Origin of the sequence: Amycolatopsis sp. GA6-003 (assembly GCF_046267895.1) — a bacterium.
Lineage (GTDB): Bacteria > Actinomycetota > Actinomycetes > Mycobacteriales > Pseudonocardiaceae > Amycolatopsis.
The window spans coordinates 4,150,013-4,169,706 of the sequence record NZ_CP176499.1 but is presented as its reverse complement, the minus strand read 5'-3'; the positions used below and the strand labels follow the sequence as shown (position 1 = coordinate 4,169,706).

22 protein-coding genes are annotated in these 19,694 nt (G+C 70.3%); 15 read left to right on the top strand and 7 right to left on the bottom strand.

Annotated elements, in window-relative coordinates:
* Positions 1–17 precede the first annotated feature (17 nt).
* A complete protein-coding gene (locus F9C12_RS18280; protein ID WP_409466687.1) occupies positions 18–1,124 on the top strand; it encodes a DUF2332 domain-containing protein in 1,107 nt (368 codons plus the stop codon).
* A 269-nt stretch (positions 1,125–1,393) separates the two neighbouring features.
* Here the strand turns inward: F9C12_RS18280 and F9C12_RS18275 are convergent, their stop codons facing one another.
* Complete coding sequence (locus F9C12_RS18275) at positions 1,394–1,795, bottom strand: NUDIX hydrolase (RefSeq protein WP_409183176.1); 402 nt, start codon at positions 1,793–1,795, stop codon at positions 1,394–1,396.
* A 167-nt stretch (positions 1,796–1,962) separates the two neighbouring features.
* Between F9C12_RS18275 and F9C12_RS18270 the strand changes: the two genes are divergently transcribed.
* The 8 genes from F9C12_RS18270 to F9C12_RS18235 all read left to right on the top strand — a co-directional run bounded on the left by F9C12_RS18270 (position 1,963) and on the right by F9C12_RS18235 (position 6,901).
* Positions 1,963–2,148, top strand: coding sequence for a hypothetical protein (locus tag F9C12_RS18270; RefSeq protein ID WP_037815868.1), 186 nt, complete (start codon positions 1,963–1,965; stop codon positions 2,146–2,148).
* 22 nt (positions 2,149–2,170) lie between these two features.
* Positions 2,171–2,731: a PH domain-containing protein gene (locus tag F9C12_RS18265; protein WP_009072960.1), complete on the top strand. Its 561-nt coding sequence runs from the start codon at positions 2,171–2,173 to the stop codon at positions 2,729–2,731.
* 57 nt (positions 2,732–2,788) lie between these two features.
* Entirely contained in the window at positions 2,789–3,661 is an 873-nt protein-coding gene (locus F9C12_RS18260; RefSeq protein ID WP_409466686.1) for a PHP domain-containing protein, read from the top strand.
* A 1-nt stretch (position 3,662) separates the two neighbouring features.
* On the top strand, positions 3,663–4,292 hold the full coding sequence (locus tag F9C12_RS18255; RefSeq protein ID WP_409183174.1) for a MarC family protein: 630 nt from the start codon (positions 3,663–3,665) through the stop codon (positions 4,290–4,292).
* A gap of 52 nt (positions 4,293–4,344) precedes the next feature.
* The gene (locus F9C12_RS18250) at positions 4,345–5,220 is read left to right on the top strand and encodes a RecB family exonuclease (RefSeq protein ID WP_409183173.1); all 876 of its coding nucleotides are present in this window, start codon (positions 4,345–4,347) and stop codon (positions 5,218–5,220) included.
* Positions 5,221–5,696: 476 nt separating this feature from the next.
* The gene (locus tag F9C12_RS18245; protein WP_409466685.1) at positions 5,697–5,882 is read left to right on the top strand and encodes a hypothetical protein; all 186 of its coding nucleotides are present in this window, start codon (positions 5,697–5,699) and stop codon (positions 5,880–5,882) included.
* An 18-nt stretch (positions 5,883–5,900) separates the two neighbouring features.
* Positions 5,901–6,077: a hypothetical protein gene (locus F9C12_RS18240; protein ID WP_409466684.1), complete on the top strand. Its 177-nt coding sequence runs from the start codon at positions 5,901–5,903 to the stop codon at positions 6,075–6,077.
* 599 nt (positions 6,078–6,676) lie between these two features.
* Positions 6,677–6,901: a hypothetical protein gene (locus tag F9C12_RS18235; protein ID WP_409183170.1), complete on the top strand. Its 225-nt coding sequence runs from the start codon at positions 6,677–6,679 to the stop codon at positions 6,899–6,901.
* A gap of 7 nt (positions 6,902–6,908) precedes the next feature.
* Here the strand turns inward: F9C12_RS18235 and F9C12_RS18230 are convergent, their stop codons facing one another.
* Both F9C12_RS18230 and F9C12_RS18225 read right to left on the bottom strand, forming a co-directional pair.
* Positions 6,909–8,279 carry a hypothetical protein gene (locus tag F9C12_RS18230; RefSeq protein ID WP_409466683.1) on the bottom strand — a complete coding sequence of 457 codons (1,371 nt, stop codon included), beginning with the start codon at positions 8,277–8,279 and terminating at the stop codon, positions 6,909–6,911.
* A 965-nt stretch (positions 8,280–9,244) separates the two neighbouring features.
* Positions 9,245–11,017 carry a DEAD/DEAH box helicase gene (locus F9C12_RS18225; RefSeq protein ID WP_409183169.1) on the bottom strand — a complete coding sequence of 591 codons (1,773 nt, stop codon included), beginning with the start codon at positions 11,015–11,017 and terminating at the stop codon, positions 9,245–9,247.
* Positions 11,018–11,345: 328 nt separating this feature from the next.
* On the opposite strand from F9C12_RS18225, the gene F9C12_RS18220 reads away from it, so the two are divergent.
* Together F9C12_RS18220 and F9C12_RS18215 are read left to right on the top strand one after the other, a co-directional pair.
* Positions 11,346–12,029 carry a ferritin-like fold-containing protein gene (locus F9C12_RS18220; protein WP_409183168.1) on the top strand — a complete coding sequence of 228 codons (684 nt, stop codon included), beginning with the start codon at positions 11,346–11,348 and terminating at the stop codon, positions 12,027–12,029.
* 104 nt (positions 12,030–12,133) lie between these two features.
* Entirely contained in the window at positions 12,134–12,364 is a 231-nt protein-coding gene (locus tag F9C12_RS18215; RefSeq protein ID WP_009072973.1) for a DUF3107 domain-containing protein, read from the top strand.
* A 90-nt stretch (positions 12,365–12,454) separates the two neighbouring features.
* On the opposite strand, the gene F9C12_RS18210 is transcribed toward F9C12_RS18215, so the two are convergent.
* Positions 12,455–12,775, bottom strand: coding sequence for a DUF4873 domain-containing protein (locus tag F9C12_RS18210; protein WP_409466682.1), 321 nt, complete (start codon positions 12,773–12,775; stop codon positions 12,455–12,457).
* Between the two features lie 14 nt (positions 12,776–12,789).
* Positions 12,790–13,578 carry a TetR/AcrR family transcriptional regulator gene (locus F9C12_RS18205; RefSeq protein WP_409466681.1) on the bottom strand — a complete coding sequence of 263 codons (789 nt, stop codon included), beginning with the start codon at positions 13,576–13,578 and terminating at the stop codon, positions 12,790–12,792.
* A gap of 102 nt (positions 13,579–13,680) precedes the next feature.
* On the opposite strand from F9C12_RS18205, the gene F9C12_RS18200 reads away from it, so the two are divergent.
* The 3 genes from F9C12_RS18200 (at position 13,681) to F9C12_RS18190 (ending at position 17,237) form a co-directional block, all read left to right on the top strand.
* The gene (locus F9C12_RS18200) at positions 13,681–14,589 is read left to right on the top strand and encodes an AurF N-oxygenase family protein (RefSeq protein ID WP_409183164.1); all 909 of its coding nucleotides are present in this window, start codon (positions 13,681–13,683) and stop codon (positions 14,587–14,589) included.
* The gene (locus tag F9C12_RS18195; protein WP_409183163.1) at positions 14,586–15,488 is read left to right on the top strand and encodes an alpha/beta fold hydrolase; all 903 of its coding nucleotides are present in this window, start codon (positions 14,586–14,588) and stop codon (positions 15,486–15,488) included. Before F9C12_RS18200 ends, F9C12_RS18195 begins: the two co-directional genes overlap by 4 nt.
* A gap of 162 nt (positions 15,489–15,650) precedes the next feature.
* Positions 15,651–17,237 (top strand): ATP-binding protein, encoded by a 1,587-nt coding sequence (locus F9C12_RS18190; RefSeq protein ID WP_409466680.1) that lies wholly within the window; start codon positions 15,651–15,653, stop codon positions 17,235–17,237.
* Position 17,238: 1 nt separating this feature from the next.
* Here F9C12_RS18190 and F9C12_RS18185 read toward each other — a convergent pair whose 3' ends face one another.
* A complete protein-coding gene (locus F9C12_RS18185; RefSeq protein WP_409466679.1) occupies positions 17,239–17,913 on the bottom strand; it encodes an alpha/beta fold hydrolase in 675 nt (224 codons plus the stop codon).
* A gap of 5 nt (positions 17,914–17,918) precedes the next feature.
* The gene (locus F9C12_RS18180) at positions 17,919–18,542 is read right to left on the bottom strand and encodes a TetR/AcrR family transcriptional regulator (RefSeq protein ID WP_409183160.1); all 624 of its coding nucleotides are present in this window, start codon (positions 18,540–18,542) and stop codon (positions 17,919–17,921) included.
* Between the two features lie 108 nt (positions 18,543–18,650).
* On the opposite strand from F9C12_RS18180, the gene F9C12_RS18175 reads away from it, so the two are divergent.
* Complete coding sequence (locus F9C12_RS18175) at positions 18,651–19,637, top strand: alpha/beta fold hydrolase (protein WP_409183159.1); 987 nt, start codon at positions 18,651–18,653, stop codon at positions 19,635–19,637.
* Positions 19,638–19,694: the final 57 nt, after the last annotated feature.

The following is a 19,694-nucleotide window of genomic DNA, read 5'->3' as shown; positions in this document are numbered from 1 at the left end:
CGCGAAGAGGAGCACGGGTGGCTATCGCCCTGGAAGAGATCAAGCGCCGGTTGCGCAACTTCGCCGAGGTGGAGGCGCGCGGGGTTTCGCCGCTGTATGACCACCTCGCGACGCACGCGGCCGAGGACGACGACGTCGCCGCCCTGCTGACCGACGCCCGCGACGGCGAAGCGCGCGGCACCTTGCTGTTCGCCGCCGCGCACCGGCTGGTGCAGGCGGATCCGATCCACCCGCTGTCGCGGTACTACCCGTCGGTCGGCGGGTTCGACGGCGTCGACGGCGAGACCTGGCCGTTGTTCCGCTCGTTCCTGCTGGAGCGCGCGGACCAGGCCCGCGAGATCATCTCGACGCGCTACACGCAGACGAACGAGGTGCGCCGCGCCGCGCTGCTGTACCCGGCGGTCGCGGCGGCGGCGAAGGAGGCGGGCGGCAAGATCGCGCTGCTCGAGGTCGGCTGCAGCGCGGGCTTGCTGCTGGGGCTCGACCGGTTCGGCTACCGCTACCAGTGCGACGGCGGCGAACAGCTCACGGCCGGCCCGGCGAAGGCCGCGGTCGGGCTGCACTGCTCGATCGACGTCGCCTCGGGCGCTCGGTTGCCGAAGCTGCCCAAGAAGGTCGCGGTGGCGGCCCGGGCAGGACTGGACCGGGCTCCGGTGGACCTCTCGGACGAGGACGAGCTGGCCTGGCTGGAGGCGTGCGTCTGGGCGGATCAGGTCGACCGGATCCGGCTGCTGCGCACGGCCGCCGCGGAACAGCGGAAGCACGCCCCGGAACTGATCGCCGGGGACGCGGTGGACGACCTGGCTTCGGCGGCTTCGCGACTGCCCGCTGAACTGCCGTTGGTGGTGCTGACCAGCCACGCGCTGGCGTACGTCGGAGACCGGCGCGCGGATTTCGTGGCCGAACTGGCGCGGCTGTCCTCGACCCGGCCGGTGTGGTGGGTGAGCCAGGAGTTCTACCGGGCCGGGCTGGAGACGGTTCTTCCCGGCCGGGACGACCTGTCCTCGATCGGCGAGCCCGCGATGGCGGTGCTGGGCCTGACGACCTGGGCCGACGGGAAGCCGCAGGCCCGCGCGCTGGCCCGGACGGCTCCGCACGGCCAGCGGATGACCTGGCTCTCGTGAGTGGCGATCACGGTTAGAACCGGGATCGCCACTCACGACGCCGTCCTGCACCGTGCGTAACCTGTGTCACAGTCACCCCTTCAGTCACACCACTCCGCGGCGGCCGGGCTGGGGCTACCGATGCGCGTCCGGCAATATCGAATACGCGTTCCGCGCATTTTCCGTGCTCATCGCGGATGCTTGAACGCCTGCGAAACTTTCCGCCAACTCCGCAATCCGTTCCGAATCGCGGACGCGGCCCGGGGCAATACGGAATTGACCGCTCCGGGTTACGCGGCGGGCAACGCATTCCAGTCACGCAACGTCACCAGGAGCTGGTCCACCAGGTGGCCCGCTTCGTCTAAATTGACCAGTTCGGCCGAGTTGACCCACCGCGCGTCGGTGGCGTCGTCGCCCGCGGTGAGGGTTCCGCCGGTCCACGTGCATTCGTAGTCGTGGATGTCGTAGGAGCCGCGGACGACCGAGCCGGTCAATGTGTGCGGTCTCACGTCCAGCCCGGTCTCCTCGCGGAGCTCCCGGATGACGGCTTCGTGGTCCGTTTCGCCCGGTTCGACCCGCCCGCCGGGCAGCGACCACTGGCCTTTCCCCGGGTCGTGCGCGCGCCGGATGAGCAGGAGTCTGCCCTGGTCGTCGAACACAATGCCGCCGACGCAGCGCTCGAGGCCGTCCATCCCGCGACGGTAACCGACCCCGGGCGCACCCCCTAGCGTTCGGGAACCTGTACACGGAGAGTAGCCGTACGGTACACTTCGAGCGCCTGGCTGACCCATGCGCGGGACTTTCCTCCCGCGTGAGTGGTCAGTGCGGTACAACGTAGAAAGTCAGTTTTCCGGGTGTCATGGAAGAGACGGGATTGATCGCTGTGAACGCGAAGAAGCTTGCGGGACTCGTGGGTATCGCGTTGGTGCTGTTCTTCGTGATCGCCCAGCCGGGCCATGCTGCCGGTCTTGTCAGCAACATTGTTGACTTCCTCCGCAGCTCGGCCGAATCGGTGATCACGTTCGTCAGCAACATCTTCCACTGACGGCAGGGGATACCCTCGGACCATGTTCGCGCCACGCGACCCTGACGAGTACCTCCTCGACACCGAGCGGCGGGTCATCCGGATCCGCCGCCACTGGGCGGTGCTCCTCTGGGACACGTTCGAGGCAGCGGCGCTGCTGATCGTGTGCGTGCTGGTGTCGTATCTGCTGCCGCCCTCGATGTGGGTGGTGCAGAACATCCTCTGGTACGTCGCGCTGGCGGTGGTGCTGCGGTTCGCCTACGTGATCATCGAGTGGTGGGTCGAACGGCTGGTCGTCACCGACAAACGGTTCGTGATGACCACCGGCGTCTTCACCACCAAGGTGCTGATGATGCCGATCAGCAAGGTCACCGACCTCACCTACCAGCGTTCGGCCTGGGGCCGGATGCTGGGCTACGGCACGATGGTCGTCGAATCGGCGGGGCAGATCCAGGCGCTGAACCGGATCGACTACCTGCCGCGGCCCGAGGAGTTCTACGACACGATCTCCGAGCTGGTGTTCGGCGACAAGCAGAAGCAGGCCGAACGGTTCTCGATGATCAAGGCGCAGCGCGCGGCGCGGGGCAAGAAGCCGGTCGGCTGACGCCGGAGCGCGTCGGCACTGGTCCCGGCGCCGGGGTGACGCAGCGCATCGTTGAGAATGAGTCCGATGCGCATCGACCTGCACGCCCACTCCACGGCCTCCGACGGTACCGACAGCCCTGCCGAGCTCGTCGGCGCTGCCGCGCGGGCCGGTCTCGACGTCGTCGCGATCACCGACCACGACACCACCGCGGGCTGGGAACCGGCCGCCGCGGCCCTGCCCGCCGGGATGACGCTGGTGCCGGGCGCGGAACTGTCGACGGTCTCGATCGACCCGGAAACCGGCTACGAGATCAGCGTGCACCTGCTCGCGTACCTCTTCGACCCGGCCGCGCCCGCGATCGTCGAGGAACAGACGCGGCTGCGCGTCGAACGGCGCACCCGGCTGCGGCGGATGGCCGAGCGGATGGCCGCCGACGGCCTCCCGGTCGACGCCGACGAAATCCTGGGCCTGCTGCCGGAGGACTCGCCCGCCGGCCGGCCGCACCTCGCGCAGGCGCTCGTCCGCGCCGGGCTGGTCAGCTCCGTCGACGAGGCGTTCGGCGACTACCTGCACAGCCGCCGCGGCTACTACGTCGCGCGCCGCGACACGCCGGTCGAGGAAGCGATCGACATGGTCACCGCGGCCGGCGGGGTGACCGTGATCGCGCACCCCTTCGCGTTCAGCCGCGGCGCGACGATCAGCGAGGACACGCTGCGCGACCTGGCCGCCCGCGGGCTGACCGGCGTCGAGGTCGACCATCCCAACCACGATCCGGCCACCCGGGCGCGCACCCGCGAACTGGCCGACGAGCTGGGCCTGGTCCGCACCGGGTCGAGCGACTACCACGGCACGAACAAGACCATCGGGCTCGGCCAGGAAACGACCGAACCGGACCAGCTGGAGGAATTGGTGGGGCGGGCGACCGGCTTCCCAGTGGTGAAGGGCTGAGATGGCCGTCTCGGATTTCTTCGACGCGAAGCTCTTCATGAGCGCGACGATCACCCTCGTCGTGATCATGGACCCGCCGGGCACGGTGCCGGTGTTCCTGAGCCTGGTCGGCCGCAAACCGATGGCGACGCGGGTCAAGGCGGCCCGGCAGGCGGTACTGGTGTCGCTGCTGGTCATCTCGCTGTTCGCGGTGGCCGGGCAGGCGATTCTGGCGTATCTGGGCATCGGCATCCCGGCGCTGCAGGGCGCGGGAGGGTTGCTGCTGTTGCTGATCGCGTTGCAGCTGCTCACCGGCAACGCGGGCAGCAACGAGCCCGAAGCGACCGAGGACGTCAACGTCGCCCTCGTCCCGCTCGGCACGCCCCTGCTGGCCGGGCCGGGCGCGATCGCGGCGACCATCGTGTTCGTCCGGCAGGCGGACGGTCATGTCGGCGCCTACATCGCGCTCGCGCTGGCGATCGTGACCGTGCATTTCGTGCTGTACACCTGCATGCGGTTCTCCGGCGTGGTCATCCGGCTGATCAAGGAAAGCGGCATCACGCTGCTGGCGAAGATCGCCGGTCTGCTGCTCGCCGCGATCGCCGTCGAACTGGTCGCGAATTCGGTGCAGGGCTTCATCGCGGGCGGCTAGCTTGGCGGCCCACGCCGGAAAGTGTCGGTGGGGGTGCGTAGCGTGGGCGGCGATGGAAGGGGGCGGCGTGAAAGAACAGCTGGGGTTCGACTTCGGCGTCGAGCAACCGCAGCGGCTCACCAAGGTGTCGCCGGCGCGGCTGAGCACCTTTGACGATTGTCCGCGCCGGTACCGGCTGGCGTACCTCGATCGGCCGACGCCGCAGCGCACCGGGCCGTGGGCGCACAGCACGCTGGGCGCGGTGGTGCACAACGCGTTGCGGGCGCTTTTCGACCTGCCAGTGGCGAAACGGACGCCGCAGCGGGCGATCGCGCTGGTGGCCGAGCACTGGAAGGACGCCGGTTTCGCGGACGACGACCAGGCCGCGCGCTACCGTGCGCGCGCGAAAGGCTGGGTCGCGGAGTACGTGGAGGACAACGACGTCAGCGACGATCCGGTGGGCCTGGAACGCTGGGTGTCCGCGCCGGTCAGCACGACCGGCGGCCGCCCGACGATGATCATCGAAGGCCGAGCCGACCGAATCGACCAGCGCGGCGGCGAACTGGTGATCGTGGACTACAAAACCGGCCGCCGAGCGCCGGACGAACACGAGGCCCGTGCTTCGCAGGCCTTGGCGATGTACGCCGTGGCGGCCAGCCGCACCTTGCGCATGCCGTGCACGAAGGTCGAGTTGCACCACCTGCCCTCCGGCACGATCGCCGCGGCGGAACACACGCCGGAAACCTTGAAGCGGCACCTGGAACGCGCCGAGGAGACCGCCGGAGATCTGCGGTTGGCAGCAGATACCCTGGACGCGGGCGGCGACGGAGACACGTTGTTCCCCGCCCGCCCCGACCGCCGCTGCGCATGGTGCGACTTCCGCCCGAGCTGCGTGGCGGGACAGCAGACCGCCCCTGCCGCGCAACCGTGGGATTTGCTTGCGCCGTAGGGGTTTCCCGAGATGTGGATTGGACCCGAGGATCGTGGCGGCACCGAACATGGAGGAACCGGCCCACGGTGAGGCTGCTGCTGCCCTGGGTGGTGGTGATGCCACGGGCGCCGGGGTTCGCGGTGCGGGGATTGAAGATCGGGACGCTCGCTGGGCGGCTCAGGAGCGGGGCGTTCGCGGTGCCGCGGGGGAGGATCTTGCCGTGGTGAGGAATGGCGGTGAACTTCGTGCGGAGGGCCGTGCTGGTGATGCGGCGGGTCCTCGCACGGCTGCTGGCCGTGCGGCGGTGAGTGGTGGTGCGGGGGACGCGGCTGCGGCTCAAGTTCGCGGGGTCGCTGCCGGTGTGGTGGGGGATCGCGGTGTGCGTTCTGGTGGGGGTGCGAGGGGTGTCGGCGGCTCGGTGGAGGGGCGTGCTGATGCTGCGGGCTTGAGTGATGGCTCGGCTGTGGACGGCGGTGCTGCGGCGGTGAGTGGTGGTGCGGGGAACGGGGCTGCGGCTCAAGATCAGGCGGCTGCCGCCCGTTCGGCAGGGGACCGCGGTGTGCGTTCCGGTGGCGTTGCAAGGGGTGTCGGCGCGGCGACGGGTCGTTCTGATGCTGCGGGCGGGAATGGTGCTTCCGCTGTGGACGGCGGTGCGGCGGTGGCGGATCGTGCGGCTGTGAGTGGCGGCAGCGCGGAGAATGGGGCTGCGGCTCAAGATCGGGCGGTCGCTGCCGGTGCGGCGGGGGATCGCGGTGTGCGTTCCGGTGGGGTTGCGAGGGGTGTCGGCGGCTCGGTGGATGGGCATGCTGATGCTGCGGGCGGGAATGGTGGTTCCGCTGTGGACGGCGGTGCGGTGGCGGATCGTGCGGCCGTGAGTGGCGGCAGCGCGGAGAACGAGGCCGCAGCTCAAGTTCGCGCGGCCGCGGCCGGTGCGGTGGGGGATCGCGGTGCGTATTCCGGTGGCGGTGCAAGGGGTGTCGGCGGCGCGGCGGAGGGTCGTGCCGACATCGCGGCCACCAATGGCGGTTCGGCTATGGACGGCGGTGCGGGGGAGGATCGTGCGGCTGCTGGTCGCGCAGCGGCGAATGGTGGCAGAGCGGAGAACGGGGCTGCAGCTCAAGTTCGCACGACCGCTGCCCGTGCGACCTCCCGCGAGTCGGCGGATGGTCGTGCAGCTGCGAGGCGCCCCGCTGCGGTTATCCATGACTCAGCGGCAACCAGTCACACCGTGAGCGATGCGGCGGACGCTCAGCATCCCTCGGCGGAGGGGGATGCGGTTATCCATCACTCGGCGGCCAACGGTGCGGGAAGCAACCACGAGGCTGCGGTTATCCAGGAAACCCTCGCGCGCGATGACGCGACCGGCGGTGACGCGGCGTCAGCCAAGGCAGCACCTGAGCACTTTGGAGCGTCCGCGAGGCGCAAACCCCGCGGGCGGTGGTGGCGTGGGTTCACCGGGTCGGTCGCCGCGGGGATGGCAGTCCTGGCCGTCGGGGTGCTTGTCGTGGGCTTGTTGTGTCTCGTGAACGGGGCACCCGGGCCTGGCCTGCTCAAGGTGGTCGGGCATCCGGTCGCGGCCGTCGGGATGCTTGCGCTGCAACGGATTGCCGACCACCGCACCGGGAAAGTGGCGGTGGGGGCGGGGGTTGGCGTGCTGGTCGTCGCGGGAGTGGCGTTCGGGGTGTTGTGGTGGTTCTGACGCCAGGTCAGCGCAGGGCGGCCAGGGTCGGGCCACGCTGCTCCAGCAGTACCGGGCCCAGTGCGGTGAGGCGGACTGGGCCGGTGTAGGCGCCGCGGTCGACGCCTACTGTGCGGAGGGTCGCGCCGTTCGTTTCGTTCAGTACGGCCAGTCCGCCGCGGATCGGGACTACCAGTTGGGTCGCGAAGGTGATTCCTGGGCCTAGGGTGCCGTCTAGGGTCCAGCGGGGCGACAGGTCGTCTCGGGACAGCGCAACGGTTTTGGAGCCGCTGAACCAGTAAATCCCCGCTGCGGTGCGGGTCGTTGCTTCGGTGCCGCCGACGGGGTCGTTCGCGGTGTCCGCGGCGGGGAGATCCATTGGGTAGGCGGCTTTTTGCGAACCGTCCGCGCCGTAGACGACGTACAGCTTCTGGTCCGGCAGCAGCACCCCGGTGAGGTCGCCCGACATCGCGATGACCCGGGCTCGCTTGCCAGCCAGCAGGGCGGTGTAGGTGACCTTCGGTTCGTCCTCGTGCTCGGCGGTCGCCTTGTAGACAGTCAGCCGGTCCGTACGGTCGCCGGGGCAGCGTTCGATCACGCCGATTTTGTCGGCGGCCACTGCTACCGTGCCGTAGGTGCAGTTGGGGCGCGGTTGCTTGTTCGCATTTTGCAGGAACGGGACTTTGCCGTACTCCATGCTCTTCACGAGATCGTCGCGCCACGTGTCGAGAAGATGTTTGCCGGTCGTCGTGACGTGGCTGCCGTCGTTGACGAGACGGGTGCCGAGTTCGGCGTCGCCGTTGCGCTGGGCGGTGATGCGGCCGGTGGCGGGGTCGAGCTGGGTGACCTCGCTGCAGCCCATGGTCTTGTGGTACACCGCGTTCACCCGGCCCCATGCAGTGTCCACAGTGCACAGTTGCAGGTTCTCGCGGGTGTAGTGCCAGCGGATCTGCCCGGTGAGCGGATCGCGGCCGGCGACCTCGCTGCCGTCCGCGGTGGTGACGGTGTCGGACTGTCCGATCGGGATCGGCGTCGCCGAACTCGGGGCCTGCCACAGCTGCGTCATCGACCCGGGCACCGAGGACGGCGGCGCGGGGAGCGCGTGCGGCGGAGCCGCGAGCGCGCGGCTGGTGTGCAGATTGTCGCTGGTGGCGGCGACGATCGCGGCGACCACCGCGACCACGACGACGATCGCCCCCGCGATCAACCGGTCCCGCCCGCGATTCCACGGCGAACGGCGGGCTTTTCCGGGCCGCGCAACGGGATCTGCGGCGGGTTGGCGGGGGAGGAGGTTTTCGGAACCGTACGACCTGGCAGCGGTGCTGGCGCCCGTGGCGGGTTCGTCGGTGACGCGCGCGATCGGGCCGGTTTGCTCCTCGGCGGTGACCGGCGGGGTCACGGGGGTGGCGTCTGAGGCTAAAGCCTGGGCGGCCGGGTCTGCGGATTGGGGGCCGCGAACGGGTGATGCGGTGGCAGGGCTGCTTGGGGGTGCCGCGGGGGAGTCCGCAGTTGGTGCGGGGGTGTTTCCTGTGGAGGGGGAGGCGGCCTCGGCGGGCTTGTGTGCTTCGGGGGAAGCTTCGGTCGGGTTGGCGGTGACCGGGCTGCTTGGGGTTGCGGCAGGGGAGTCTGCAGCTGGTGCGGGGGTGTTTCCTGTGGAGGGGGAGGCGGCCTCGGCGGGCTTGTGTGCTTCGGGGGAAGCTTCGGCCGGGTTGGCGGTGACCGGGCTGCTTGGGGTTGCGGCAGGGGAGTCTGCAGCTGGTGCGGGGGTGCTTCCTGCGGAGGGGGAGGCGGCCTCGGTGGGCCTGTGTGCTCCGGGGGAAGCTTCGGTCGGGTTCGCGGTGGCAGGGCTGTTTGGGGCTGCTGCCGGGGTGTTTCCTGCGGAGGTGGCGGCCTCAACAGGCCTCTGTGACCCGGCGGAAGCTTCGGTCGGGTTCGCGGTGGCAGGGCTGCTTGGGGTCGCGGCAGGGGAGTCTGGAGCTGCCGCGGCAGATCCGGGGGTGTTTCCCGCGAAGGGCGAGGACGCCTCAGCGGCCCCGGGCGAGTCCGCAGCAGACTGGGGCAGGTCTCCGGCTGGTGCGGCAGCGCTTCCCACAGAGCCCGGGACGGCCTCAGCGCGCCCGGATCCGGCGGAAGCCTCGGCAGGAGTCGGCAGCCCGGCCTTTGCGGAGGACTGGTCAGCCGACGGCGAAGTCGGACCGGCCCCCGCGGCACCCCCCTCCGAGACGTGCGCCCCGGCCGGAAAGTCCGGCCGGGGGCGTTCGTCGGGATTCGCGGGAGTGCCCGCTACGTTCGATCCGGGTTCGGGGGGCGTTTCGTCGGTGCCGTTCCCGTGGTCGTTCACGTAACTGACTCCCGGTGTGTCGCTCAGTCTGCCGACGCAGGTGTATCAGATGCGGACGGGCGGCGGCGACGGCGGCGGCGGGCCGGGCGTTCCGCGGTCTCTCCGGAGTCGGACGTCGTCGCGGGGGTGGCGTTGCCGGTGGAGGTCGCCGGGCCGGTCGCGTCCGCTCCCGAGCGGGTGCGCCGGCGCGTCCGGGGGCGTTCTTCCTGCTGGTCGGACGCCGTCGAAGCGGTGGCGTCCGCGGCTTCTACCGCCGCGGCCGCACGAGCGCCGCCTCGGGTTCGTTTGCGCGGGGTTCGGTTGCGTTTGCGCGGGGCTTCCTCTTCCGAAGAAGCAGAAGCGGCAGAACCTCGACGGCCGCCGCGGCGTTTGCCGCCCAGGTCTTCTTCCTTTTCCGCGGACAGGCCAGCTCGGGTGCGCTTCGACAGCGGCAAGCGGCCCTTCGTGCCCTCCGGGATGCCCAGGTCGCTGAACAGGTGCGGCGACGACGAGTACGTCTCCACCGGCTCCGCCAGGTCGAGGCCCAGTGTGTCCGAGATCAGTTTCCAGCGCGCTTCCTCGTCCCAGTCGACCAGGGTGATCGCGACCCCGGTGCGGCCCGCGCGGCCGGTGCGGCCGATGCGGTGCACGTAGGTCTTCTCGTCCTCCGGGCACTGGTAGTTGATCACGTGCGTGACGTCGTCGATGTCGATGCCGCGCGCCGCGACGTCCGTCGCCACCAGCACGTCGACCTTGCCCGAGCGGAACGCGCGCAGCGCCTGCTCGCGCGCGCCCTGTCCGAGGTCGCCGTGCACCGCGGCCGCGGCGAAACCGCGTTCGACCAGGTCGTCGGCGATCTTCTGGGCGGTGCGCTTGGTGCGGCTGAAGATCATCGTGAGCCCGCGGCCCTCGGCCTGCAGCGCCCGCGCGATCAGCTCCGTCTTGTCCATCGAGTGCGCGCGGTAGACGAACTGCGCCGTGCGCTCGTGGATCGCGCCCGCGTCGTTCTCCTCGGCCCGGATGTGCGTGGGCTGGTTCAGGAACGTCCGGGCGAGCGTGATGATCGGGCCCGGCATCGTGGCGGAGAACAGCATCGTCTGCCGCTCGTCCGGCACCATCCGGAGGATCCGCTCGATGTCCGGAAGGAAGCCGAGGTCCAGCATCTCGTCGGCCTCGTCGAGGACGAGCCCGCGGATCTTGCCGAGCACCAGGTGCTGCTGTTCGGCCAGGTCGAGCAGCCGGCCCGGCGTCCCGATGACGACGTCGACGCCCTTGCGCAGCGCCTCGATCTGCGGCTCGTACGGCCGCCCGCCGTAAATCGCCAGCGTGCGGATGCCGAGGTGCTTGCCCGCGCCCTTCAGGTCGTTCGCGACCTGGATGCACAGCTCGCGCGTCGGCACCACGACCAGCACCTGCGGGGTGCCGTCGCCGGGCACCTGCACGCGGTGCAGCAGCGGGACGCCGAAGCCGAGCGTCTTGCCCATGCCGGTGCGGGCCTGGCCGATGAGGTCGTCGCCGGCCATGGCCAGCGGCAGGGTCAGCGCCTGGATGGCGAACGTGTGCTCGATGCCCGCCTCGGCGAGCGCTTTGACGATTTCGGGTTTCACTCCGAACGACGCGAACGTCGGCGACTCCTCGGTCACCGGGGCACCGGCCTGCAGCGGGTGCGACGTGTCCAGCGCGGCCGGCCCGTTTTCGCTGTGCTCGAGGGCGACAGCGGGGCTGGCCTGCGCGGTTTCGGTCTGTTCGGTTGTGGACTGTTCTGCGGTCAGGGTGATCGCCTCTCTCGTGACCAGCGCGCACAGGCCGGTTGTCACTCGACACTCGACCGGGGGCCTGACTCGCACCGCGGCCTCTGCGATGGAGGCCAGTGGTGCCGGAGCCGCCCTCCCGGGAATGCCGCTGGGAGGCGTGCACGCACACTTGCGGCGAACCCCGGCTGCCCTGGTGGCACCGGCCGTTCGCCTGGTTCCCGCCGCTCCCGGGGCCCTTGAGAAAAAGGCGGTCCGGCGCGGCGAAGCTTCTGTTTATCCCTCCCCACTCTACCTGGTCAGCCGTTTTCCGGGGAATACCGGGAGCGGCGGCGCGGCGTGGGATCGGTCTCTTCGCGGCGCGGGCCTGCGGTTCGGCGATACCCTCGTCGCCGTGACCGACCCCGCCGTGCCCGCAGAGCCCGCCGCATCCCCGCCCACGATCAGCGAAGGCGTCGTCGACCTGCTCGGCGTGATCGCCTACCTGGAGCTGTCCGCGTTCGACCGGATGGCCGAGGACGCCCGCAGCGCGCCGACGCTCGCCGGCCGGGCCGCGCTCGCCTCGATGGCGGCCGCCGAGATCGGGCACCTCGATCTGCTGACGAAGCATCTGGCCGCGAACGGCGTCGCGGTCGAGGACGCGATGGCCCCGTTCGTGTCGCAGGTGGACGCCTGGCACGCCTCCACCCGGCCCAAATCATGGCTGGAGTCGCTGGTCAAGGCGTACGTCGGGGACGGGCTCGCGGCCGACCTCTACCGCGAGATCGCGAACTGGCTCGACCCGGAGACCAAGGAGCTGGTGCTGACCGTGCTCGCCGACACCGGGCATTCGGCGTTCGCCGAGCGCGAAGTCGCGGCCGGGATCAAGGCCGATCCGAAGGCCCGCGACAAGCTCGCGCTGTGGGGGCGGCGGCTGCTCGGCGAGGCGCTCACCCAGGCGCAGTACGTGGTGGCCGAACGCGATGGCCTGGCCGAACTGATCGTCGCCGGGTCCGGCGACCTCGCGGGAATCGGCGCGCTGTTCCGCCGGTTGCAGCAGGGGCACACCAAGCGCATGCAGGCACTGGGGCTGGGCTGAGCCGAGTGGTCGCGAATCACCCGCTGGTCGCGCGCCACCGCGGCGGCCCGCTTCGGTTAGCCTTGCCGGGCGTAGTCACAACGAGTTTCCAGCGGAGGTCCCACGTGGAGGTCAAGATCGGCATCAAGGACACGCCGCGCGAGCTGGTGGTGTCCAGTGGCCAGACTCCCGAAGAGGTGGAGAAGCTGGTCGCCGAGGCGCTGACGGCCGGTGACGGGCTCTTCCGCCTCAACGACGAGAAGGGCCGCAAGTACCTGGTCCCGTCCGACCGCATCGCGTACGTCGAGATCGCCCCGTCCGACGTCCGCAAGGTCGGGTTCGGCGTCGGCGACTGAGCCAAGCCGTACACGAAAGGCCGCCCCGGAGATCGCTTCCGGAGCGGCCTTTTCGCGTAGTCAGCCCTGGTCAGGCAGGGTCAGGCGGGGTCAGGCAGTCGCTTCCTCGACCTCGGCCAGCGTCTTCGGGACCGCGAACGGCGGCGTGGACGTGCCGGCGAGCCGGTAGCGGCCCCACGGGTCGGGATCGGACAGCTCGCCCTCGGCGGTGTGCTCGCCGACCCGCACCTCGCACGCCTTCTTCCGCCCGCCGATCGCCTCGGCCAGCTTCGGGTTCGCGGCGACGCGGCCGTACCAGTGGTAATACCCGTCGATCGGCTGGAAATAGCCGCGCAGATCGACCTCGGCGGACACCTGCTCGCCGTCGACGACCAGCGTCGCGGTGCCCGTGTAGCCGTCTTCGTCGCTCATCCGGAGTCCTCTCGTCAGCCTGCGTCGCTGTTCGTGCCTTCTTCGGTGCGTCCGAGCTGGACGACCTTGTTCTCCTCGAGCGGCAGGTTCGGGTCGATCACCACGCCTTGCTGGCGGGTGAGCCCGTCGATCGCCGCCCAGATGATCTGGGTCAGGTACTCGACCACCGAATCGCGGCCCATCGAACGCCGGTCCAGCCACCATTCGCCGGTGCTCTGGACCATGCCGACGATCCCGTGCGCCCACGGTTCGGCCGCGCCGGAGTCCATGTTGAACATCCGCATGTAGTCGCCGAGCAGGGCGGTCAGCGCGGTGGCGATGACCTCCTTGTCCTCCGCGACGACGTCCGAATCGGCGGTTTTGCCCGGCAGCCCGCCGTGTGCCAGCAAGCGGTACAGGTTCGGGTGTTCTTCGATGACGCCGAAGAACGCGTCGAGCGCCATCCGGATCCGCGGCACCGGCGCGAGTTCCGCGTTGATCGCCGGGATGAGCCGCTCGAACAGGATCTCCGTGCCGCGCTGGCCGAGTGCGACGTACAGGTCGGCCTTGTCCTCGAAATGCCGGTACAGCACGGGTTTCGTGACGCCGGCTTCCGCGGCGACGTCCTCCATGCCGAGTTCGGGACCGTGCGCGTCGAGCGCGCGCAGGGCCGCTTCGACGAACTCCGCGCGGCGCGCGATGCGGTGCTTGCGCCAGCGATCGCGGCGGGCGTCCCCGGTGTCCGCCGGATCTTTCCCGGTGTCGGCCGCCTGCTTGCCGGACTGCTTGCTGGAGCGCTTGACACGTTCGATCACGGCGGTCATGCTACCAGAGGTAACTGTTACCACGGGTTACATGTTCTGTGGGAGCAGGCGGTACGCGGCTTCTCGATTCAACGGCGAGTCAGGCGCTGGAAGGGGCTGATGATGACGCGGACGCTCAAGGTGACCGACCGGGAGGCGACGGCACAGCGGTTGCTGAAGTCGGCGGCGAACAAGTTCTACGATCCGGACGTCGACATCGACTGGGACGCGCCGCTGGTCGAGGGCAAGCGGTACATCCTGCCGGAGCGCTCGTCGCTCTACGGCACTCCGCTGTGGGACCGGCTGAGCCCGGAGCAGCGGATCGAGCTGGGCAAGCACGAGATGGCCAGCATCGCGACCACCGGGCTGTGGTTCGAGATCCTCTTGATGCAGATGCTGCTCAAGGAGGTCTACGAACAGGACCCGACGACCGCGCACGCGCAGTTCGCGCTCACCGAGATCGCCGACGAATGCCGGCACTCCACGATGTTCGCGAGGATGTCCGCGCGGATCGGCTGCCCGACCTACGGCCCGGTGCCGGTGCTGCGGCAGCTCGCGAAGCTGATGCCGACCATTTCCTACGGCCCGGCGCGCTACGGCGCGATCCTGGTGGCCGAGGAGGTGCTCGACCGGCTGCAGCGCGAGCAGATGAACGACGACCAGATCCAGCCGCTGGTCCGGATGGTCAACCGGATCCACGTGCTGGAGGAGGCGCGGCACGTCACCTTCGCCCGCGAGGAAGTCACCCGCGGGATGGCGAAACTGGGTCGCGCGGAGGTCGCCTACCAGCAGTTCAGCATCGCGCTGATCTCGTACTTCGTGACGCGGGCGTTCATCAACCCGAACGTCTACAAGGCGGTCGGGATCCGGCCGCGCGAGGGCGTCGAGACGGCGCTGAACAACCCGCATTGGCGCGCGACGATCGCGTGGGCGGGGGAGAAGATCATGCCGTTCCTGCAGGAGTCCGGGCTGGTCGGGTTGCCAGGGAAACCGTTCTGGCGCAAGTCTTTCCTGTTGCCGGAGGGCAAATGACCACCGTAGAGCGGCTTCGCAATCCGGCTCGCGAGCATCGGTTCGTGACCAGCGACGGCTGTGCGCTGCACGTCGAACTGAGCGGTCCGGCCGACGCCGCGGTGACGCTGGTGCTGGTGCACGGCTGGACGCAGGACCACCGCACGTGGGACGGGGTCATGGAGCACCTGGGCCCGGGCGTCCGGACGTTGCGCTACGACCTGCGCGGGCACGGCGGTTCCGCGCCCGCGACCAAGGAAACCGGGACGATTCCGCGGCTGGCCGACGATCTGGCCGAGCTGATCGCCGCGCGCGTGCCGTCGGGTCCGCTGGTGCTCGCTGGGCATTCGATGGGCGGCATGACCATGATGGCGCTCGCCGAACGGCATCCGGACCTGGTCCGGGACCGGGTCGTCGGAGCGGCGTTCGTGGCGACGTCGTCGGGGCAGATGGACCGGATCACGTTGGGGCTGCCCGGAATGGCGGGACAGTTCTCCGCGCGGTTCGAGCGACGGCTGGCGAAAGCGTTGTCGCACCGCAAAGGCGAGCGGCTGCCGTTGAGCCCGGCGATGGTGCGTTCGGGCGCGCGGTTCCTCGTTTTCGGCGACCACCCCCGGCGCGCCGACCTCCGGCTGGTGGCGGATCAGCTGTTGTGCGCGCATCCGGCGAGCCTCGGCGCGTTCCAGGACGCGATTTCGACGCACGACCGCCGCGTCGCGCTGGCGACTTTGCGCGGCACCCCCTCGGTGGTGCTGGCCGGGGAAAAGGACCGGCTTTGCCCGCTGCCGCACGCGAAAGTGATCGCGGACGAGTTGCCGGACGCGGAGTTTGTCCGTTTTCCCGGCGCCGGGCACATGTTGCCGCAGGAGCGGGCGGGCGAGGTCGCGAAACGCATCGGGGCGCTGCTGCGGGTTTCGTGAATGTTTTTACCGGGAGAACCGGCATGAACACTCACGAGAGCCACGCATTCGTGACCGTGCGCGTTCGCCTTTTCCGCGCTCGTACCTGACTGTCGGCTGTTCCCGGCCGCCCGGCGCTGTCACGCTGGGTGGCTGGGATGTCGCCGACGGGACAGGACGGGCATGGGGCAGCCGCTGAGCGCGCACGTCAACCGGAGCCTGATGGCGATTTCCCGGCGGGCGGAGAGCGTGGACCGGCATACGCTGGCCAAAACCTTCGTGGTGGCCGGGTCGTTCTCGGCGATTCTGCATTCCGCCGACCATCAGATCCTTTACGGCCGCCGCGGCACCGGGAAAACGCACGCCCTGCTCTATCTGGCCGATCTGGTCGAGGAAACCCACGACGTCGCGGTGTACCTGGATTTGCGCACGATCGGCTCCACTAGCGGCCTGTACGCGAATCAGCAGCTGCCGGTGCCGCTTCGGGGCACGCAATTGCTGGTCGACACGCTGGAAGCGGTGCACGAACAGCTGCTGACCACCGCGATCGAGACGAGAGTTTCCGACCAGGAAGGCTTGCTGCAGGGCCTGGACGAGCTGACCGAGGCGGCGACGACGGTCGAGGTCGTCGGCAATGTCGAGCGCGAGACCACGGTCGGCGGCTCCGCGGAGCAGGCGAGCAGCGCCGGGGCGTCGGCGTCCTGGGGGCCGGGCGGTCCGCGCGGCCAGGTGACGATGTCGGGCAGCAGCCGGCAGTCGGTGACGGCCTCGGATCGGTTGCGGCGCACCGGAACCGAGCATCACCAGGTCATTTTCGGTCCGCTCAGCCGGGCGCTGGCGCGGGTCACGGCCGCGCTGGCGCCGGCCCGGCTGTGGCTTTTGCTGGACGAGTGGAGTTCGATTCCCCTTGAGCTGCAACCGTTGCTGGCGGATCTGCTGCGCCGCAGCGTGCTCCCGACGCGCGGGACGACGGTCAAGATCGCGGCGATCGAACGCCGGTCCCGGTTCCGAGAACCGGGCTGCGAGGGCGATTACGTCGGGATCGAGGTCGGTGCGGACGCGGCGTCGGCGGTCAGCTTCGACGACGTGCTCCTGTTCGACCACGGCCGGAGCCAGTCGAGGCAGTTCTTCGCCGAGTTGTTCCTCAACCACGTCCGACCGCGGATGCCGGTGACCGACGACGCCGCGGAATTCGTGGCCACCGCGTTCAGCCGCACGGCCTTTCCCGAACTTGTCCACGCGGCCGAGGGCGTGCCCCGCGACGCGATCAACATCGCCGCGCTGGCCGCGCAGCACGCGAACACGGCGACGATCGGGATCCGGCACGTCCGGCAAGCCGCGCAGGATTGGTATCTGCGGGACAAATACGCCGCGATCGCCGGGAACGAACCGGCCTTGGCGACGCTTCGCTGGCTGGTGGACGAGGTGGTCGGCCGGCGGCGCTCCCGCACTTTCCTGCTCGACCACGCGAGCGGCGCGCACGACGAGACCATGCGCGATCTGTACGACGCCCGGCTCGTGCACCTGGTGCGGCGCGGCATCGTCAACCGGAAGCGGCCGGGAACGCTCTACGACGGGTTCGCCATCGACTACGGCTGCTACGCCGCCTTGTTGTCCGAGGGCGAACAACCGTCCCGGAGAAGCAAATCCGACACCTGGCTGACCGATCCGAGCGGCGCGCTGCCGGACAGCGTCCATCTCGAGCAACTGCTGGTCGAACTGCCCGGCGCGGCGAGATCGGTGCCCCGCCAGCGAAAGCCGCGCGAATGAGCTAGCGGAGCCGTTCGAGCGCGGCGACGGTGGCCGGGACGTCCTCCCAGATCGGCGAGTGCCCGGTCTCGACGGGGACGAGTTCGCTGTCCGGCAGATGGTCGACGAGGTGCTGGGCGTCCGCGAGGGTGCGGGCCCGGTCGTGGATTCCGTGCAGCACCGCGACCGGGCAGCGGATCGACGCCAGCCGCGGCGTGAGATCCAGCTCCCGTTGGCTCGTCAGGACTTCCAGCGCGGCTTCGGCCGGGACGCGGGCAGCGTAGCCGAGAAGTTCGGCGCGCAGCTCGGGCGGCAGCGGTCGAGCGAAGGACCGGTCGAGGATCGCCGCGTGCAGTTCCGGACCCCAGTCGGTGGCGATCGTGGCGAGGATCCGGTCGACGTCGCCGTGGCCGCGCATGTGCGCGCCGGTGTTCGCGAGCAGCAGCCCGGACACCAGCTCCGGCCGGGTGGCCGCGACCATCGCCGCGATACAGCCGCCAGTGGAGTGTCCGATGAGCGTGACCGGGCGGCCGCGCTGCTCGATCCGGTCCGCGACTCGCGCCGAGATGTCCTCGATCCGCCACGGGCCGGGCGCGGTCATCCAGTCGACCGCGTCCAGTTCGCCGGGCAGCGCGGCCGCCAGCGGCGCGTAGATCCGCGGGCTGCAGAGCGTGCCCGGAACCGCGACCACGCGCACTGAGGTCAGCTGTCCTTGAGCGGGAACCCGCCGCCGATGCCGCGCCATGCGAGGTTCGCGGTGAGCGCCACCGCGTCCTCGCGGCTCATCGACTGGTTGTGCTGCAGCCAGTAACGCGCGCTGACCTGGCTCATCCCGACCAGGCCGACCGCGAGCAGCCGGGCCTTCTCCTCGTCCAGCCCGGCGTCGGAGGTGATCGTCTCGGTGATGGCCTCGACGCTGGCCGAGGTCGCGCGGTCGACCGCCTCCTGCACGGCGGGCTCGCCGCGGAGGTCGGACTCGAAGACCATGCGGAACGCGCCCGCGTCGTTGTTCACGAAGTCGAAGAACGCCCCGACCGTGGCCGGGACGCGCTGGCGGTTGTCCGTGGTGGAGTTCAGCGCGCCCTGCACCCGGCCGACGAGGTCGTCGACGTGGCTTTCCAGCAGCGCGATGTACAGGTCGAGCTTGCCGGGGAAGTGCTGGTAGAGGACGGGCTTGCTGACCCCGGCCTCCTCGGCGATCTCGTCCATCGCCGCCGCGTGGTACCCGTGCTCGGCGAAGACGCGCTGCGCGGCCGTCAGCAACTGGGCCCGGCGCTCGGTCCGGGGCAACCGGACGCCTCGTTGCAGTCGCGCCATCTCCGTCATTCTTCCTCCGTCCGCAGCCTTCGCCGGGCGGGTTCACCACCGCGTGAAGTGAATCTGACATTACTCGTGGGTACGCCCGAAATGCCAAGGGTGAGGCATCCTGGACTGGTGACGACCACGACCTCCCGCCCCGCCGCCGCGGGGACGGTCCGCCCGCCGGTGACCCAGGTGCCATTGTCGACTACGCCCCTTCCGCCGCTCGACGGGGCGCTGCCGGCTTGGCCGGGAACGGTCGAAGACGGCCTCCACGTCCGGCACACGCCCGGCCCGGACGGCACGCCCGCGGTGTACGTGCACGGGCTCGGCGGCTCGTCCACGAACTGGACCGACCTCGCCGCGCTGCTCGCCCCGACCGCGTCCGGACAGGCCGTCGACCTGCCCGGATTCGGTTATTCGGAGCCCGCGGAGGGCTTCGCGTACAGCCTCGACGACCACGCCGAGGTCATCGCGGGCCGGCTGGAGCGGATCGGGAAGCCGGTGCACCTGCTCGGCAACTCGATGGGCGGCGCGATCTCGCTGCTGGTCGCGGCGCGGCGGCCGGAGCTCGTGAGAACTCTCACCCTGATTTCCCCGGCGATGCCGGACCGCCGCCCGGACCCGCGCCGGCTGTCCGATCCGCTGATGGCGCTGGCCTACCTGCCGGTGGTCGGGGCGAGGGTGCGCCGCCGGATGGCCGGGATGACCCCCCGCGAACGCGCCGCGCAGGTCATCAAGCTGTGCTTCCACGATCCGTCGCGGTTCCCGGACGCCCGGCTCGACGAACTGGTCGAGGAGCACGCCGCGCGCGCCGGGTTCCCGTGGGCGCTGGCCGCGATGGAACGGAGCACGTTCGGCATCTTCCGGCGCTGGACCGCGCTCGGCGCCGCGTCGCTGTGGTCGGTCGCCAAACAGGTCCAGGCCCCGACGCTGGTCGTCTGGGGACTCCACGACCGGGTGATCTCGGTCAAGCGCGCGCTGCGGACCGCGCGGGCGATTCCTCGCGCCCGGATGCTGGTCCTCCCGCGCACCGGACACGTTGCGCAGATGGAGCGTCCGCAGGCGGTCGCGCGGGCCGTGCTGGGTCTGTGGGAGGGCGCGGACGACGGCTCCTGGTAGCCCGAACGGGGGACCGCGGATCGCCGGGGAGCCCGCCAGTCGCTGCCGGGAACGTCG

What these genes read in the sequence shown, in the direction of transcription:
- F9C12_RS18275 (WP_409183176.1), bottom strand. Translation starts at nt 1,795, where the DNA reads ATGGACGGCCTCGAGCGCTGCGTCGGCGGCATTGTGTTCGACGACCAG.
- F9C12_RS18270 (WP_037815868.1), top strand. Translation starts at nt 1,963, where the DNA reads ATGGAAGAGACGGGATTGATCGCTGTGAACGCGAAGAAGCTTGCGGGA.
- F9C12_RS18265 (WP_009072960.1), top strand. Translation starts at nt 2,171, where the DNA reads ATGTTCGCGCCACGCGACCCTGACGAGTACCTCCTCGACACCGAGCGG.
- F9C12_RS18260 (WP_409466686.1), top strand. Translation starts at nt 2,789, where the DNA reads ATGAGTCCGATGCGCATCGACCTGCACGCCCACTCCACGGCCTCCGAC.
- F9C12_RS18255 (WP_409183174.1), top strand. Translation starts at nt 3,663, where the DNA reads ATGGCCGTCTCGGATTTCTTCGACGCGAAGCTCTTCATGAGCGCGACG.
- F9C12_RS18250 (WP_409183173.1), top strand. Translation starts at nt 4,345, where the DNA reads ATGGAAGGGGGCGGCGTGAAAGAACAGCTGGGGTTCGACTTCGGCGTC.
- F9C12_RS18240 (WP_409466684.1), top strand. Translation starts at nt 5,901, where the DNA reads ATGGGGCTGCGGCTCAAGATCGGGCGGTCGCTGCCGGTGCGGCGGGGG.
- F9C12_RS18235 (WP_409183170.1), top strand. Translation starts at nt 6,677, where the DNA reads ATGGCAGTCCTGGCCGTCGGGGTGCTTGTCGTGGGCTTGTTGTGTCTC.
- F9C12_RS18210 (WP_409466682.1), bottom strand. Translation starts at nt 12,775, where the DNA reads ATGAGCGACGAAGACGGCTACACGGGCACCGCGACGCTGGTCGTCGAC.
- F9C12_RS18205 (WP_409466681.1), bottom strand. Translation starts at nt 13,578, where the DNA reads ATGACCGCCGTGATCGAACGTGTCAAGCGCTCCAGCAAGCAGTCCGGC.
- F9C12_RS18200 (WP_409183164.1), top strand. Translation starts at nt 13,681, where the DNA reads ATGACGCGGACGCTCAAGGTGACCGACCGGGAGGCGACGGCACAGCGG.
- F9C12_RS18195 (WP_409183163.1), top strand. Translation starts at nt 14,586, where the DNA reads ATGACCACCGTAGAGCGGCTTCGCAATCCGGCTCGCGAGCATCGGTTC.
- F9C12_RS18190 (WP_409466680.1), top strand. Translation starts at nt 15,651, where the DNA reads ATGGGGCAGCCGCTGAGCGCGCACGTCAACCGGAGCCTGATGGCGATT.
- F9C12_RS18180 (WP_409183160.1), bottom strand. Translation starts at nt 18,542, where the DNA reads ATGACGGAGATGGCGCGACTGCAACGAGGCGTCCGGTTGCCCCGGACC.